This window comes from Streptomyces sp. NPDC085596, assembly GCF_044541565.1.
Classification (GTDB): Bacteria; Actinomycetota; Actinomycetes; order Streptomycetales; family Streptomycetaceae; genus Streptomyces.
The window spans coordinates 1,165,129-1,181,094 of record NZ_JBITTC010000001.1; the positions used below are offsets into that span (position 1 = coordinate 1,165,129).

The 15,966-nt window shown below is 71.7% G+C and carries 8 protein-coding genes; 3 read left to right on the plus strand and 5 right to left on the minus strand.

The features are described 5' to 3' along the window. Nucleotides 1-64 precede the first annotated feature (64 nt). Nucleotides 65-2,263 (plus strand): CDP-glycerol glycerophosphotransferase family protein, encoded by a 2,199-nt coding sequence (locus ACIGA3_RS05315; RefSeq protein WP_399710700.1) that lies wholly within the window; start codon nt 65-67, stop codon nt 2,261-2,263. Further along, nucleotides 2,260-3,924, plus strand: coding sequence for a glycosyltransferase family 2 protein (locus tag ACIGA3_RS05320; protein ID WP_399710701.1), 1,665 nt, complete (start codon nt 2,260-2,262; stop codon nt 3,922-3,924). The genes ACIGA3_RS05315 and ACIGA3_RS05320 overlap by 4 nt, the downstream gene beginning before the upstream one ends. Before the next feature lie 7 nt (nt 3,925-3,931). Here ACIGA3_RS05320 and ACIGA3_RS05325 read toward each other — a convergent pair whose 3' ends face one another. The 4 genes from ACIGA3_RS05325 to ACIGA3_RS05340 all read right to left on the minus strand — a co-directional run bounded on the left by ACIGA3_RS05325 (nt 3,932) and on the right by ACIGA3_RS05340 (nt 12,143). Continuing rightward, entirely contained in the window at nt 3,932-5,329 is a 1,398-nt protein-coding gene (locus ACIGA3_RS05325; protein ID WP_399710816.1) for a hypothetical protein, read from the minus strand. A 194-nt stretch (nt 5,330-5,523) separates the two neighbouring features. Next, on the minus strand, nt 5,524-10,464 hold the full coding sequence (locus ACIGA3_RS05330) for an NAD-glutamate dehydrogenase (RefSeq protein WP_399710703.1): 4,941 nt from the start codon (nt 10,462-10,464) through the stop codon (nt 5,524-5,526). Nucleotides 10,465-10,921: 457 nt separating this feature from the next. Further along, the gene (locus ACIGA3_RS05335; protein ID WP_399710705.1) at nt 10,922-11,590 is read right to left on the minus strand and encodes an HAD family hydrolase; all 669 of its coding nucleotides are present in this window, start codon (nt 11,588-11,590) and stop codon (nt 10,922-10,924) included. A 58-nt stretch (nt 11,591-11,648) separates the two neighbouring features. After that, complete coding sequence (locus tag ACIGA3_RS05340) at nt 11,649-12,143, minus strand: DUF6912 family protein (RefSeq protein WP_399710706.1); 495 nt, start codon at nt 12,141-12,143, stop codon at nt 11,649-11,651. A 344-nt stretch (nt 12,144-12,487) separates the two neighbouring features. Here ACIGA3_RS05340 and ACIGA3_RS05345 point away from each other — a divergent pair, with 344 nt between their 5' ends. Then, nucleotides 12,488-12,943, plus strand: coding sequence for an Rv3235 family protein (locus ACIGA3_RS05345; protein ID WP_399710708.1), 456 nt, complete (start codon nt 12,488-12,490; stop codon nt 12,941-12,943). 116 nt (nt 12,944-13,059) lie between these two features. Here the strand turns inward: ACIGA3_RS05345 and secA are convergent, their stop codons facing one another. Continuing rightward, nucleotides 13,060-15,903, minus strand: a complete 2,844-nt coding sequence (gene secA / locus ACIGA3_RS05350) for a preprotein translocase subunit SecA (protein WP_399710710.1) — start codon at nt 15,901-15,903, stop codon at nt 13,060-13,062. Nucleotides 15,904-15,966: the final 63 nt, after the last annotated feature.

Here is a 15,966-nt window from a genome sequence, read left to right on the forward strand (position 1 = left end):
CGTGTAATGACAGTATGTTATGAAAGGTGACCGCCGGGACGACGAGCCGAAGGAGCCCCTTCAGATGCCCCAACTCAGCGTCATCGTCTACGGACCCAACACCCAGGGGCATCTGACCGAACTGCTCGACTCCCTGGACGCCCATCCGCTCCCGGACACCGAGGTGATCGTCGCGGCGGTCGGTGACTGGGCACGGGAGACGGCCGAGGGCCACGCCCCGGAGACGGTCACCGTGCCGCTGCCCGAGGGCACCGGGGACGCGGCGGCCCGCTCTGCGGGGGCCGCGCGGGCCTCCGGCCGCTGGCTGCACTTCGTGCACGCCAAGGACGGCCTGCCCGCAGGAGCCCCCCGGCTACTCGCCGAGCGCACCGCCGAACTGGACGAGCGCGCCGACGTCGTCCTGCTGGACCACGTCACCACCACCTGGCGCACCACCGCCGTCCCCTCCCGCGACGGCCGCCTGCTCGCCGGGGCGGGCCGCGCCGACGTCACCCTGGACGACTCCCCGAACCTGCTCCGCCTCACCCCGCTGCTCGGCACCCGCGCGCTGCGCGCCGCGTTCTGGCGGGCGCACGAGGAGGAGTTCGCCGGCGACGACGAGAACTTCACCGCCCAGGCCGCCCTGCTGCGCGCCGACCGCGTGGCCTGCCTCGACCAGACGGCGTACGACGACCGCAGACTGCGCCCGGAGAGCCTGCCCCCGCGCACCCCGGAGGACCGCTACGCCCTCATCGACCGCTACGAGCGGCTGCTCGCGCTCACCGAGGGCCGCCGCGCGGTGCGTACCGTGCTGTACGGGCTGATGGTGCGCGACCTGGTGCGGGTCTTCGCCCGCGAGGACCTGCCCGAGCCGGTGGCCCGCGAGTTCTTCCGCCGCGCCTCCGCCGCCGCCGTCCGCTGGCGCCCCGAGGGCCATCAGCGCCCGGCGGGCCTGGAGGGCGTACGGCACGCCCTGCTGGAGGAGGGCGCGTACACCCGGTACCGGGCGCTGCAGACCGCCAACCGCACCCGGCGCTCGGCCCGGAAGGCGGTCCGCGCCCGTAAGCGCCGGCTCGGGGTGCGGCTGCGCGAGCAGCAGTACCGCAGGGCGCTCACCCGCCCGCTCGACCCGGACCTGGCCGTGTTCGCGGCCTACTGGGACCGGGGCGTCGCCTGCAATCCGGCCGCCATCGCCGCCAAGCTCGCCGAACTCGCCCCGCACATCCACCCGGTGTGGGTGGTGAACAGGGAGAACGCGGCCCTGCTGCCGCACGGCACCGACCACGTGATCCCCGGTACCCGCCGCTACTGGGAGACGCTGGCCACCGCCAAGTACCTGGTCAACAACGTCAACTTCCCCAACGCGGTGGTCAAGCGCCCCGGCGCCGTCCACCTCCAGACCCACCACGGCACCCCGCTCAAGCGCATGGGCCTGGACCAGCGGGAGCACCCGGCCGCCGCACAGGGGCTGGACTTCGCCGCGCTGCTGTCCCGGATCGACAAGTGGGACTACAGCGTCAGCGCCAACAGCCACACCACCCGTATGTGGGAGCGCGCCTACCCGGCCCGCTACACCTCCCTGGACCACGGCTATCCGCGCAACGACGTCTTCTACACCGCCACGGCCGCCGACGTCCGCGCCGCCCGCGAGCGCCTCGGCATCGCCCCCGGCCGCACCGCCGTCCTCTACGCCCCGACCCACCGCGACTACGAGGCCGGGTTCACCCCGCGTCTGGACCTCGCCACCCTCGCCGACCGGCTGGGCGAGGACACGGTGCTGCTGGTGCGCGCCCACTACTTCTACGGCGGTGGCGCCGCCTCCCCGCTGACCGGCCTGCGCCGCTCCGGCCGCCTCATCGACGTCTCCGCCTACGACCCGGTCGAGGAACTCTGCCTGGCCGCCGACGTGCTGGTCACGGACTACTCGTCGATCATGTTCGACTACGCCAACCTGGACCGCCCGATCGTCGTGCACGCCGACGACTGGGAGACCTACCGCACCACGCGCGGCGTCTACTTCGACCTGATGGCCGAGGCCCCCGGGCGGGTCGCCCGCACCCAGGAGGAGCTGACCGAGATCCTCACCTCGGGCGCCTGGCGGGACGAGACCGCGACGAAGGCGCGGACCGCGTTCCGGCGCCGCTTCTGCGAGTTCGACGACGGCCGGGCCGCCGAACGGGTCGTGCGGCGGGTGTTCCTCGGCGAACCCGAGGAGGCGCTGCCGCCCGTGCTTCCGCTGGAGGAACGTATCCCCGCCCCGACGCCCGAGGAGCTCCAAGGATGACGACCCCCGACGTCACGGTCACCGTCATCGTCTACAACGACGCGGCCCGGCTGCCCCGCGCGGTCGCCTCCGTGCGCGCGCAGACCCACGAGAACATCGAGATCGTCATCAGCGACGACCACTCCACCGACGACACCCCCGAGGTGGCCCGGCGGCTGGCCGCCGAGGACAGCCGGGTGCGCTGCCTGCGGCTGCCGGAGAACAGCGGCGGGTGCAGCGCCCCGCGCAACCGGGCCATCGACATCGCCCGCGCCCCGTACCTGATGTTCCTCGACAGCGACGACGAACTCCCGCCGCGCGCCGTGGAACTGCTGCTGGCCGCGCACCGCGAGCGCGAGGTCGACTTCACCATGGGCGCGGTGCGCCGGGTCCGGGTGGACAACGGCCGCCGCACCACCTGGATGCCGCACCTGGTCCGCGAGCGCCGCACGCTTCAGGGCGTCGCGGCCGACCCCCGGCTGCTCTTCGAGCACCTGTCGACCAGCAAGATGTACGCCCGCGCCTTCCTCGACCGCCACCACCTGCGCTTCCCCGAGGGCATCCACTACGAGGACCAGCTCTTCTCGGCACAGGCGTACGGTCTCGCGCGGGCGTTCACGATCATCCCGGACCCGGTCTACACCTGGTACATCGAGCCGTACGCGGCCGCGTCCAGCGCCTCCATCTCCAACCAGCGGCACAAGATCTCCAACGTCGCCGACCGGGTGCACGTGCAGCGCCTCATCGACGCCTTCCTGGTGGAGAGCGGGCAGGCGGAGCTGCGGGAGGACAAGGACTTCAAGTTCCTCAAGCACGACTTCCGGATGTACGCGGGCGACCTGCCCTACCGGGACGACACCTGGCTGGCCGAGTTCGCCGAGATCATGAACCCCTACCTCGACACCCTCGCCGAGGGCGCCTACGCCCGGCTGCCCCGCCCGGAGCGGGTGGTGCTGGAGCTGCTGCGCGAGGGCGACCTCGACGGGCTCCGGCTCGCCGCCCGCGGCCTGGGCCACCCGGTGGCGCCCCGCGAGGTCACCGCCGACGGCTCCGGCGCGGCCTACTGGGGCGACACGGTGCCCGCCACCGAGCGGGGGCGCCGCGAACTGGACCTGGCCGACCTGGAGCTGGAGACCCGCCCCTTCTCCACCGCCTACTTCCGGCACGAGATCACCGATCTGCGGGCCGGCCCGGGCGCCGCGCTGACCCTGACGGTGCGCACCTACGACCCGGGACTGCGGCTCCCGGTGGGCCCGCAGCGGGCCGCGCTGCTGCTCTCCCCGGGCCGCCGGCGGCTCACGGTGCCGTTCCGGCTGGACCCGGTACGGCCCGGCGTCTTCGAGGGCCGCGTCCACCTGGACCTGACCCGGGCCAGGCTCCCCCTCCAGGGCTTCGACGGGGTACGGCATCCGCAGGTCCGGCTCCAGCAGCAGGGTCTCGCCCACTCCGGGCTGCTGCTGGCCCCGCTGTTCTTCCCGGCCCTGACCGCACGGGTGGACCACCCCTCGGGCGCCGTCTCGCACCGGCTCACGGTCGAGCCCGAGGGCCGCAACCCCGGCCGGCTCCAGATCCGCTGGCAGCCGGTGGGGATCACGGCCCGGGTACTGCGGCCGGTGGTGCGCAAGGTGGACCGGCCCCGGCTGCGCAACGCGTTCCGGCTGGTGACGAGCGCGCTGAAGTGAACCCCGCTCAGCCGCGCACCTCGTAGAGCACCTGTCCGGCCGGACCGGACGTCACCGGGCGCAGCCACGGCTCGGCGTCGGCGGCCGGGCCGATCACCCAGCGCACCCCGTACCGGCGCGCTATGGCCCGCCGGGCGTCGGAGGAGGTGTCCGCCGCGAAGTACCGCTCCACCGCCGCGTCCCGGCCGCCCTGGTCCGGCAGGAACACGTCCGGGTAGCCGGGCGCCACGGTGTACGGCCCGTACGCCGGGATCTGCCGGGAGGGCACCGTACGGGCCATCACCACGTCCCCGTAGCCGACCCAGGGCGTGATCCAGTGGTAACCGGCCCACGGCGGGCGGTACTTGGCGGCGAGCGGGGCGGGCAGCGCGTCGCGCGGGAGGACGTAGCCGAGCATGCCCGCCTGGCCCCAGGCGCCTACGGCCAGGGCGGCCGCCAGCACACAGGCCCAGCCGAGCCGGACCGCCCGCCGTCCGGCCGACACGGTCTCCAGCGCGGCCGCGAGCTGGGCCGGGATCAGCGCGGCGGGCAGGGCGCGGCCCCAGGAGTAGTGCCCGGTGAGGCCGCCGGCCGCGAACAGCAGCGCGCCCAGGGCGAAGAACAGCACCAGCGGGTCGCGGTGGTCGCGCCGCCAGCGCAGCGCCAGCGCGACCACGCCGAGCAGCGCCAGCCCGAACCGGCCGAGCAGGTCGGAGTAGAGCGAGCGGTGGATCGCCTCAAGCCCGGTACCGGCGGAGAACAGCGCGAAGAAGTCGTAGTACGGCCACAGCCCCAGCAGGACGACGCCCAAGACGAGCGCGGCGGCCGCTCCGAGGAGGACCCGGCGGCCGGGGCGGGCGGCGAGCACCGTGGCGAGCGCGCCGAGGGTGGCCACCACACCGGTGAACTGGTGGCACAGCAGGATCAGCGCCCACAGCGCCCCGAGGCCGAGCCACCGGGCCCAGCTTCCTTCCGTGCGCAGCGCGGTCGTGAGCCACGCCCAGAAGTGGAAGGACAGCCCGAGCGCGAACACGCTGGGGTACGCCACCGTCAGCGCGAGGGAGTTCAGGCCGAGGAAGCCGCTCCAGTTGAGCAGGTCCGGACCCCACAGGAAGACCAGGCACAGGATCGCCAGCGCGGGCGCCGCCCGGTGCGCGCTGAGCGTGCGCACATACCGCCACACCCCGCTGAACAGCAGCCCCAGCCCGACCAGCGCGCCGATCCGCAGCACCGTGAACACCGACAGCCCGGTGAGCCGGGCCACGCAGCCCAGCACCAGCATCCACGGCGAGTAGTACGGGCTCGGCGTGTCCGCGTCGACCAGCGGGTTGCCGGGGTCGAGCAGGCTGTGCCGCAGCCGCTGCACGGTCGCCGCGTGCATGCCGAGGTCACCGGCCCAGGGCAGCCGGACGACGGCCAGCAGCATCAGCAGCAGGACGAGCGCGGCGAGGGCGGCGGCCACCAGTGACGGCCGGCCGCGCCCCGCGCGGGACCCGGTGAGGTTCGCTGTCACGGGCCAGACCCTATCCGAAACGGACAGATCACCCGGAAAGCGGCGAGGGCGCCCCGACCGGGTTCTCCGGTCCGGGGCGCCCTCGGCTCAGGCGGTGCCGCTCGGGATCACGCGTGCGTGCGCAGCAGCGTCCGCATCGTGCGCATCGCCACCGACAGGTTCGCGAGGTCGAACGCGTCCGAGCTCCGGATCTCCTCCAGCGTGGCGCGCGCCCGGCTCAGGATGGGCGCGTTCTTCTCCTCCCACGCCTTGAACCGCTGCTCCGGCGTGGAGGTGCCGTTGCCCGCCGCGAGCACGTCCGCGGTGAGGGCGGCGTGGGCCGCGTACAGGTCCTCGCGGATGGAGGCGCGGGCCATCGACTGCCAGCGGTCCGCGCGGGGCAGCTCGATGATGCGGTCCATCAGCTGGGTGATGTGCAGCCGGTCACCGAGGTCGTAGTACACCTCGGCCACGTCCAGCGGCTCCTTGCCCATGCGGTCGGCCACCGAGACGATGTCCAGCGCCGGGAAGGCGGAGGAGAACCCGGCCACGCGGGTGGCGAGTTCGGCCGGGACACCGGCGTCGGTCAGCTCGTCGTAGACGTGCTGGTACCACTCCAGGTCCGCGCCGCGCAGCAGCTTCGGCATCTGCTGCCAGACCTGCTCGACCCGGTCCGCGTAGAACTCCACGGTCTCGGCGAGCTGGAGCGGCTGCGGCCGGTTGTTCAGCAGCCAGCGGGTGCCGCGCTCGACCAGCCGCCGCGAGTGCAGCCGGATACGGGTCTGGACGGCCGCGTCGGCCTTGTTGTCCAGCGCCTCCACCGCGTCCCACACCGGGGAGGAGCAGAAGATCGCGCGGGCCGCGGTCTGGGCGCGGACGATCTCCTCCAGCGAGGCGCCGGTCTCCTCGCGCAGCCGGTGCAGATACGTGGTACCGCCCGTGTTCACCGTGTCGTTGACCAGCACGGTCGTGGTGATCTCACGGCGCAGCGGGTGGCTGTCGACGACCTCCGCGAACCGCTCGCGCAGCGCGCTCGGGAAGTAGGCGTGCAGCAGACCGCGCAGGTAGGGGTCGTCCGGCAGCGAGGTGTGCAGCAGCTCCTCGGCGACCGTGATCTTCGTGTACGCCAGCAGCACCGCGGTCTCCGGGCTGGTGAGGCCCTGGCCCTGGCCGAGCCGCTCACGGATCTGGCGGTCGGTGGGCAGGAACTCCAGCGCCCGGTTGAGGTGGCCCTCGCGGACCAGGTGCCGGATGAACCGGGCCTGCGCGTGCAGCATGTCCTTGGACTGGGCGAGCGCGTTGGCCAGCGCGGTGTTCTGCGCGTAGTTGTTGCGCAGGACGAGCGCGCCGACCTCGTCGGTCATCTCCGCCAGCAGCTTGTTGCGCTGCTTGACGGTCATGTCGCCATCGGTGACCAGGCTGTTCAGCAGGATCTTGATGTTCACCTCGTGGTCGGAGGTGTCCACACCGGCGCTGTTGTCGATGGCGTCGGTGTTGATCCGGCCGCCCTGGAGCGCGAACTCGATCCGGCCGAGCTGGGTCAGGCCCAGGTTGCCGCCCTCGCCGACGACCTTGACGCGCAGGTCGGCGCCGTCGACGCGGATGGCGTCGTTGGCCTTGTCACCGACGTCCGCGTCGCTCTCCGCCGAGGACTTGACGTAGGTGCCGATGCCGCCGTTCCACAGCAGGTCGACCGGCGCCTTCAGGATCGTCTTCATCAGGTCGGCCGGGGTCATCTTGGAGATCTTCTCCTCGATGCCCAGCGCCTCGCGGATGTGGCTGTTGAGCGGGATCGACTTGGCGCTGCGCGGGAAGATCCCGCCGCCCGCCGACAGCAGCGAGGTGTCGTAGTCGGCCCAGCTGGAGCGGGGCAGCTCGAACAGGCGGCGGCGCTCGGCGTAGGAGGTGGCCGCGTCCGGGACCGGGTCGATGAAGATGTGCCGGTGGTCGAAGGCGGCGACCAGACGGATGTGCTCGGAGAGCAGCATGCCGTTGCCGAACACGTCACCGGACATGTCACCGATGCCGACGACCGTGAAGTCCTCGGACTGGGTGTCCAGGTCCAGCTCGCGGAAGTGCCGCTTCACGGACTCCCAGGCGCCGCGCGCGGTGATGCCCATGCCCTTGTGGTCGTAGCCCGCGCTGCCGCCGGAGGCGAAGGCGTCCCCGAGCCAGAAGTCGTAGGACTGGGCGACCTCGTTGGCGATGTCGGAGAACGTCGCCGTGCCCTTGTCGGCCGCGACCACCAGGTAGGTGTCGTCGCCGTCGTGCCGCACCACGTCCTGCGGCGGGACGACCTCGCCCGCGATCATGTTGTCGGTGATGTCGAGCAGCGCCGAGATGAACGTCTTGTAGCTCTCGATGCCCTCGGCGAGCCACGCGTCGCGGTCCACGCTCGGGTCGGGCAGCTGCTTGGCGACGAAGCCGCCCTTGGCGCCGACCGGCACGATGACGGTGTTCTTCACCATCTGCGCCTTGACCAGGCCGAGGATCTCGGTACGGAAGTCCTCGCGCCGGTCCGACCAACGCAAGCCCCCGCGCGCGACCTTGCCGAAGCGCAGGTGCACGCCCTCGACCCGCGGCGAGTACACCCAGATCTCGTACGCCGGGCGCGGCGCGGGCAGGTCCGGGATGGCCTGCGGGTCGAACTTCATCGACACGTACGCGTGCGGGCCGCCCTCGCGGGCCTCCTGGAAGAAGTTGGTGCGCAGGGTGGCCTTGATGACGGTCAGGAAGGAGCGCAGGATGCGGTCCTCGTCCAGGCTCGCCACCTGGTCCAGCGCGGCGTCCAGCTCCTCCAGCAGGGCGTCGGTGATCTCCAGGCCGGCCTTCTGCCGGTCCGGGGACATCCGGGCCTCGAACAGGGAGACCAGCAGCCGGGTGGTGTGGACGTTGTTGCGGAGGGTGTCCTCCATGTAGTCCTGGCTGAAGGTGGAGCCCGCCTGGCGCAGGTACTTGGCGTAGGCGCGCAGTACCGTCGCCTGGCGCCAGGTCAGACCGGCGCTCAGCACGAGGGCGTTGAAGCCGTCGTTCTCCGCCTGGCCGGTCCAGGTCGCGGCGAACGCCTCCTGGAACCGCTCCCGGCCGTCCTCGCCGAGGTGGTCGCCGCCGGCCGTCTGGGGCAGACGCAGGCCGAAGTCGTAGATCCAGGCGGCGCTGCGGTCGGTGCGGCGCAGCTCGTAGGGGCGCTCGTCGACGACCTCGACGCCGAGCCGGTTGAGGACCGGCAGCACGGCGGAGAGGGAGACCGCGTCGCCCTTGCGGTAGATCTTGAAGCGGCGCTCGCCGGGGGCGGCGCCCACCGGCTCGTACAGGCTGAGCGAGAAGTCGTTGCCCTTGTCGTTGCTGAGCCGCTCCAGGTGGACCAGGTCGGAGACGGCGGAGCGCGGGGAGTGGTCGGCCTTGTAGCCCTCGGTGAAGGCGTTGTTGTAGCGGCGCAGCAGCTCGGCGGCGCGCTCCTCGCCGCACTCGGCGTTGAGCGCCTCGGCGAAGCCGTCGGACCAGGAGCGGGTGGCCTCGACCAGACGGGCCTCGATGCGCTCCTTGTCGGCGTCGGACAGCTGGGGCAGCTCGGTGCCGGGCTGGACGCGGACGACGAAGTGCAGCCGGGACAGGATCGACTCGGTGTTCCAGGCGGTGAAGTCGACGCTGATGCCGCCCAGTTCCTCCTTGAGGATGTCGATGATCCGCAGCCGGACCCCGGTGGTGTACCGGTCGCGCGGCAGGTAGACGAGGGCCGAGTAGTAGCGGCCGTATTCGTCCTGGCGCAGGTAGAGCCGGAGCCGGCGGCGCTCCTGGAGGTAGAGGACGCTGGTGGCGATCGACTGGAGCTCGGCGGGCGGCGTCTGGAACAGCTCGTCGCGCGGGTAGGTCTCCAGGATCTGGAGCAGGTCGCGGCCGTCGTGGCTGTTGGGCGAGAACCCGGCGCGCTCCAGCACCTCGGCGACCTTGCGGCGGATCACCGGGACCCGGCGCACCGACTCGGTGTAGGCGGCGGAGGAGAACAGCCCGAGGAAGCGGCGCTCGCCGACGACATTGCCGTCCGCGTCGAACTTCTTGACGCCGATGTAGTCCAGGTACGACGGCCGGTGCACGGTGGACCGGCTGTTGGCCTTGGTCAGCACCAGCAGCTTGTGCTCGCGGGCCTTGGCGCGGGCGTCGGCCGGGAGCCGCTCGAAGGAGGGGCTGACCGGGTGCTCGTCGTCCTCGGAGTGGTGCGGGTCGGAGCGCAGTATGCCGAGGCCGGTGCCGGCCTTGGCGCTCAGGGAGTCGTCACCGCGCAGCTCGTACTCGCGGTAGCCGAGGAAGGTGAAGTGGTCGGCGGAGAGCCAGCGCAGCAGCTCGCGGGCCTCGTCCACCTCGGCGGCGGGCAGGTCGGCCGGCCGGGGCTCGTCCCGCAGGCCGTCCGCGATCCGGACGGCCGCCTCGCGCATCTTCTCCCAGTCCTCGACGGCCTCGCGCGCGTCGGACAGGACGCGCAGCAGGTCGGCGGAGATCTGCTTGAGGTCGGCGCGGTCGGTCTCGCGGTCGATCTCGACATGGATCCAGGACTCGACGTGCGCGTCGTGCGGGAGCTCGCCGTGCGGACCGGTGGGCAGGACCTCGATCAGCTTGCCGGTCAGGTCCCGGCGGACGACGACCTGCGGGTGGATCACGACGTGGATGCCGCGTCCCTGGCGGGTCAGCTCATTGGTCACCGAGTCGACCAGGAAGGGCATGTCGTCGGTGACGACCTCCACCACGGTGTGGCTGCACGTCCACCCGTTCTCCTCCACGGAGGGGGTGTGCACCCGCACGTTGGCCGTGCCCTGGGGGCGCGTCTCGGCGAGGCGGTAGTGGGAGACCGCGGCACCGAAGACGTCGACCGGGTCGCGGTCGGCGAGGTCTTCCGGTGCGGTGTGCAGGTAGTAGCGCTGGAGGAACGCGAGCAGGGCTTCGCTGTCCGGGGTGCCGGGGGTGCCCTCGCTCGTGGTCCCGGTCGGTAGATGCCCCCCGGCCGGGCTGTTCTCAGCTACCCGGGCGGCCCGATCGAGCAGCTCGGCCTTGGCTTCGTCCAGCTTGGTCTGCATTGTCCTCTGGCTCCTGTCGCGCGCCGTTGCGTGACGTAGAAGGAAGTACGGTCTCTTCCCCTCCGGCATGACGCCACGGCCCGAGGTGTCCGGTCCGTTCCGACGCTATGCCGCGAGGTGAGATGGGCGGAGGGATTTCGGCCATTGTCGACAGACTTGTCGGAGGCGACGCTGCACTCCGCACCGTCGTGCCGGAGGCCGTCCCCGGTGTCCGGGGGGCTGCGGCGCCCCCGTCCCGCCCGAGAGGACCAGCGACTGCCGCCCGGTCACGGAGGTCGTCCGTGCGGTCCGGGCGCAGGGCAGGGACAGTCTCGTCCCCGCGAGCTATCGCGCTGATCACGCCACAAGGCTATCGCTCCCGACGGGGGCCCCGTCATGAGCCGTATGTGTACAAAACCGGGGGGTGAAGTTTGACGTTCTGCACAGCGGCGCCGGGGGGCTCGGTGCCGTACTGCGGCTACGCCGCTATTCGGCGCGCCTCGGCGACCGCCTCGGCCAGGCTGTCCACCACCGGGGCGCCGGTGCCGCGCAGGCTGTCGGGGCCGTGCGAGCCGCCCGTGTAGAGCACGGCGCGCGCGCCGACGTGGTGGGCGGCCAGCGCGTCGTCGGCCGCGTCGCCGATGACCACGGTCCGCTCGGGGTCGACCAGGGTGTTCAGCGCCTCCAGGTGGCGGACCATGTGCTCGGCCTTGCTGCCGCCCGAGGGGCCGGTGCGCCCGTCGACGCGCAGGAAGTGCGATTCGATGCCGAAGCCGCGCACCAGCGGCACCAGGTCCTCGTGCCCGTACATGCTCAGCAGTGACTGGCTGTGCCCGGCCGTTCCCCAGTCGGCCAGCAGCTCGGCCGCGCCCTCGGTGAGCCCGCAGCGGGTGCGGTGCTCGGTGTAGTGCCGGTGGAAGGCACCGTCCATGACCTCCCACTCGAGGTCACTGGGCAGCCGGCCGATCAGGCGCTCGTAGAACCTCGGCACCGGGACGCAGTACAGCGCGCGGTAGCGCTCGAGCGTGATCGGCTCCAGGCCCAGCTCGGCGAAGGCCGCGTTGGTCGCCCCGATGATCGCGTCGTTGTCGTGGAACAGGGTGCCGTTCCAGTCCCAGACGATGTGCGCGCTTCGCTGCTTCCCCATGCCGAAAACCGTACCCGCCCCCACTGACAATCACCGTGGGCGAGGAGAACGGCGCAGGTCAGCGGGGTGCGAGCAGGGCGGGGATCTCCTGCGTGGCGAACCACAGCAGCTCGTGGTCCTCGGCGCCGTCCACGGTGGCACCGGCCGCGTCGTCCCCGCCGTCGGCGGCCTCGATCGCCCGCGCCGCAGCCGTCACGTCCGCCTCGGCGTCGTCGGCGTCGGCGTGCACCGCCGCGGCCTTGGCGAGCCGCGCCGACGCGGCGACGGTCACCTCGCCGAGGCCGTCCGCGTCCGGGGTGACGGCGCCGTCCGCGACGTCGACCGCGACGACGATCCGGCGCGGGGCCGCGCCGGAGTCGCCGGCCAGCAGCCGCAGCGAGGCGTGCGCGGCCTCGCCGAGCGCCGCGTACTCCAGCTCCTCGAGGTCGTCGGTGCCGCACCACTCGCGCAGCGCGGGCGTCACGGCGTAGGCGGCGAACGGCTCCGCTGCCAGCACGCCCGTCTCATGGGCCTCGGCGAGACCGGGGAGGGTCAGGGGTACGTAGACGCGCATGCGGGCCGCTCTTTCCTGGTCAGGGACACCGGTGTGGCCCCCTGGGGAGACCTGCGAGGGACCTCCCGGAGGGCCTCCAGAATACGTGCGGCCGTCCCCTTTCGAGTCCCCGCCCGACCCCCGTACGGCGTCCACCCGGCGCACCGGACTCACCCTGCCGCTCACGCGGCCACAAGGTTTCCGGGGCCCGCCGTCACCCGGATAAGTGAAGCCCGCGTGGCCCGCGACACCGGCCGGACGTCCTTGCCGGGCCGGCCCCCGCCCCCGTACAAGGTCCCCACCGACTTGAGTTACCGCCCGGTATCCGCCGGGCCGGCCGAACGGGGACTTCCATGAACAAGGTCATGAGCCGCACGCCGCAGTCCCGGCCTCATCACCGCCCACCGACCCGCCACGACACCCGCCGTCCGGGCACCGCACCGACCCGCACCCCGGTCAGGGGCCGCACCGCCACGGCGCACCCCCGGCCCACGGACCTGTTCGCGGACCGCCTGCTGGCCGTACTGAGCGGCCAGCGCCCGGTCCACTGGATGCTCCGCCACACCGCGGGCCCCGCCTACGACGACCTCGTACGCCTCGCCGAACGCACCCCCCTGCGCACCCGGGGCAGCCGCCCGACCGTCCGGGACCTGGGCTGGTTCGTACCCCGCGACGGCGCCCTGGAGGTCTTCGCCCGCATCGCCGCCGGCGAGCACCTGCGCGCCCTGGCCTTCCGCCTGGAACAGGCCCACGACCTCCGCTGGCGCTGCACGGCGGTCGAGCTGGCCACTCCACCGACCCGCCGCCCCACGGGGCTCTGAAGGGCGCCTGGGGGGCGCCTCGGGCCGGCGGGGGTCTGAGCACCCCGGACACGGCTCGGGGCCGGCCCCCCGCGAGGGAGGTCCGGCCCCGAGCCACTGCTCACGCCGTGCGGGCGCTACTTCTTACGGCGTCGTCCGCCCTTGGCCTGGCGGCGGCGCTCCGCGCGGGTCAGGCCGTCGGACTCGTAGCGGGCCGGCTCCTCGTCCTCGAGGTCGCGCTCGACGATGCCGCCCTCGCCGTCGACGGTGGGCGCGGAGAAGTGGAGCTCCCGGCGCTGCGGCACATCCAGGCCCTTGGCCCGGATCTCCGGACGCGCCCCGGCGGGAACCTGCGCGGGCACGATGTCCTGCGCGCCCTCGCCGGCCGGACGGGCCTCGACCGGGACCTCCTCGACCTGCTGCTCGACCTGGACCTCCAGGTTGAACAGATAGCCGACGGACTCCTCCTTGATGCCCTCCATCATGGCGGTGAACATGTCGAAGCCCTCGCGCTGGTACTCCACCAGCGGGTCCTTCTGCGCCATCGCGCGCAGGCCGATGCCCTCCTGGAGGTAGTCCATCTCGTAGAGGTGCTCGCGCCACTTGCGGTCCAGCACCGACAGCACGACCCGGCGCTCCAGCTCACGCATGATCTCGGAGCCGAGCTGCGCCTCGCGCGCCGCGTACTGGTCGTAGATGTCGTCCTTGATGGACTCGGAGATGAACTCCGCGGTCAGACCGGCCCGGTCGCCCGCGGCGTCCTCCAGCTCCTCGATGGTGACCTTCACCGGGTAGAGCTGCCGGAAGGCGCCCCACAGGCGGTCCAGGTCCCAGTCCTCGGGGAAGCCGTCGGCGGTCTCGGCGGCGATGTACTCGTCGATCGTGTCGTTCATGAAGTGCTGGATCTGCTCCTGCAGGTCCTCGCCCTCCAGGACGCGGCGGCGCTCGCCGTAGATGACCTCGCGCTGCCGGTTGAGCACCTCGTCGTACTTCAGGACGTTCTTGCGCGTCTCGAAGTTCTGGGTCTCGACCTGCGACTGCGCGGACGCGATCGCGCGGGTGACCATCTTGTTCTCGATCGGCACGTCGTCGGGGACGTTGGCCATCGCCATCACGCGCTCGACCATCTGCGCCTTGAACAGGCGCATCAGGTCGTCACCGAGCGAGAGGTAGAACCGGGACTCGCCGGGGTCGCCCTGACGGCCGGAGCGGCCGCGCAGCTGGTTGTCGATACGGCGCGACTCGTGCCGCTCGGTGCCCAGGACGTAGAGGCCGCCGCTGATCTCGACCTCCTCCTTCTCTGCCTTCACCGCCTGCTCGGCCCTGCCCAGCGCGGCGGGCAGCGCGGCCGCCCACTCCTCGATGTGCTCCTCGGGGTCGAGGCCGTGCTGACGCAGCTCCGCCTCGGCGAGGTCCTCGGGGTTGCCGCCGAGCTTGATGTCCGTACCGCGGCCGGCCATGTTGGTGGCCACCGTCACGGCGCCCTTGCGGCCCGCCTGCGCGACGATCGACGCCTCACGCTCGTGGTGCTTGGCGTTCAGCACCTCGTGCTGGATACCGCGCTTGCTGAGCTGCTGGGAGAGGTACTCCGACTTCTCCACCGAGGTGGTGCCGACCAGGATCGGCTGGCCCTTCTCGTGCTTCTCGGCGATGTCGTCGACGACCGCCTCGAACTTGGCCACCTCGGTGCGGTAGATCAGGTCCGACTGGTCCTTGCGGACCATCGGCCGGTTGGTCGGGATCGGGACGACGCCGAGCTTGTAGATCTGGTGGAACTCGGCGGCCTCGGTCATCGCCGTACCGGTCATGCCGGAGAGACCGGGCACTTCCTTGCCGTTGTGGTCGTGACGCTTGTAGAGGCGGAAGAAGTTCTGGAGGGTGATCGTGGCGAGCGTCTGGTTCTCGTCCTTGATGTCCACCCCTTCCTTCGCCTCGATCGCCTGGTGCATGCCCTCGTTGTAACGGCGGCCGGCGAGGATACGGCCGGTGTGCTCATCGACGATCATGACTTCGCCGTCCATGACGACGTAGTCCTTGTCCTTCTTGAACAACTCCTTGGCCTTGATGGCGTTGTTCAGGTAGCCGACCAGCGGGGTGTTCACCGACTCGTAGAGGTTCTCGATGCCCAGCCAGTCCTCGACCTTGGAGACACCGGTCTCGTGGATGGCGACGGTGCGCTTCTTCTCGTCGACCTCGTAGTCACCGGTTTCCTCGATGCCCTTGAGGGGGTTGCCCGCCTCGCCGCGCTTGAGGCGCGTGACCAGCTTGGAGAAGTCGCCGTACCACTTGGTGGCCTGGTCGGCGGGGCCGGAGATGATCAGCGGCGTACGGGCCTCGTCGACGAGGATGGAGTCCACCTCGTCGACGATGGCGAAGTTGTGGCCGCGCTGCACCAGCTCGTCCTGCGACCACGCCATGTTGTCGCGGAGGTAGTCGAAGCCGAACTCGTTGTTCGTGCCGTAGGTGATGTCGCACGCGTACTGCTCGCGGCGCTCGGCCGGCGTCATGTTGGCCAGGATGCAGCCGACTTCCAGGCCGAGGAACTTGTGGACGCGGCCCATCATCTCGGAGTCGCGCTCGGCCAGGTAGTCGTTGACCGTGATCAGGTGGACGCCGTCACCGGAGAGGGCGTTCAGATACGCGGGCAGGGTGCCGACGAGGGTCTTGCCCTCACCGGTCTTCATCTCGGCCACGTAACCGAGGTGGAGCGCGGCGCCGCCCATGATCTGCACGTCGTAGTGACGCTGGCCGAGGACGCGCTTGGCGGCCTCGCGGACCGTGGCGAACGCCTCGGGGAGCAGGTCGTCCAGGGTCTCGCCGTCCGCGTACCGCTGCTTGTACTCCTCGGTGAGGGCCCGCAGCTCGGCGTCGGAGAGGTCGGCGAAGTCCTCTTCGATGGAGTTGACCTGGTCCGCGATGCGGTGCAGCTTGCGCAGGATCTTGCCTTCGCCTGCACGCATGATCTTCGAGAGGACGGACACGGGGGGTGGTCTCCTTGCCGGTCGGGCCTGGGACGGTCGGTTTCCATGTGACTTGATGGAGCA

Bases quoted from the DNA above. Each gene is read 5' to 3' on its own strand.
- ACIGA3_RS05315 (WP_399710700.1), top strand. From the start codon at position 65: ATGCCCCAACTCAGCGTCATCGTCTACGGACCCAACACCCAGGGGCAT.
- ACIGA3_RS05340 (WP_399710706.1), bottom strand. From the start codon at position 12,143: ATGCGCGTCTACGTACCCCTGACCCTCCCCGGTCTCGCCGAGGCCCAT.
- ACIGA3_RS05345 (WP_399710708.1), top strand. From the start codon at position 12,488: ATGAGCCGCACGCCGCAGTCCCGGCCTCATCACCGCCCACCGACCCGC.
- ACIGA3_RS05335 (WP_399710705.1), bottom strand. From the start codon at position 11,590: ATGGGGAAGCAGCGAAGCGCGCACATCGTCTGGGACTGGAACGGCACC.
- ACIGA3_RS05330 (WP_399710703.1), bottom strand. From the start codon at position 10,464: ATGCAGACCAAGCTGGACGAAGCCAAGGCCGAGCTGCTCGATCGGGCC.
- ACIGA3_RS05320 (WP_399710701.1), top strand. From the start codon at position 2,260: ATGACGACCCCCGACGTCACGGTCACCGTCATCGTCTACAACGACGCG.
- ACIGA3_RS05325 (WP_399710816.1), bottom strand. From the start codon at position 5,329: ATGCTGCTGGCCGTCGTCCGGCTGCCCTGGGCCGGTGACCTCGGCATG.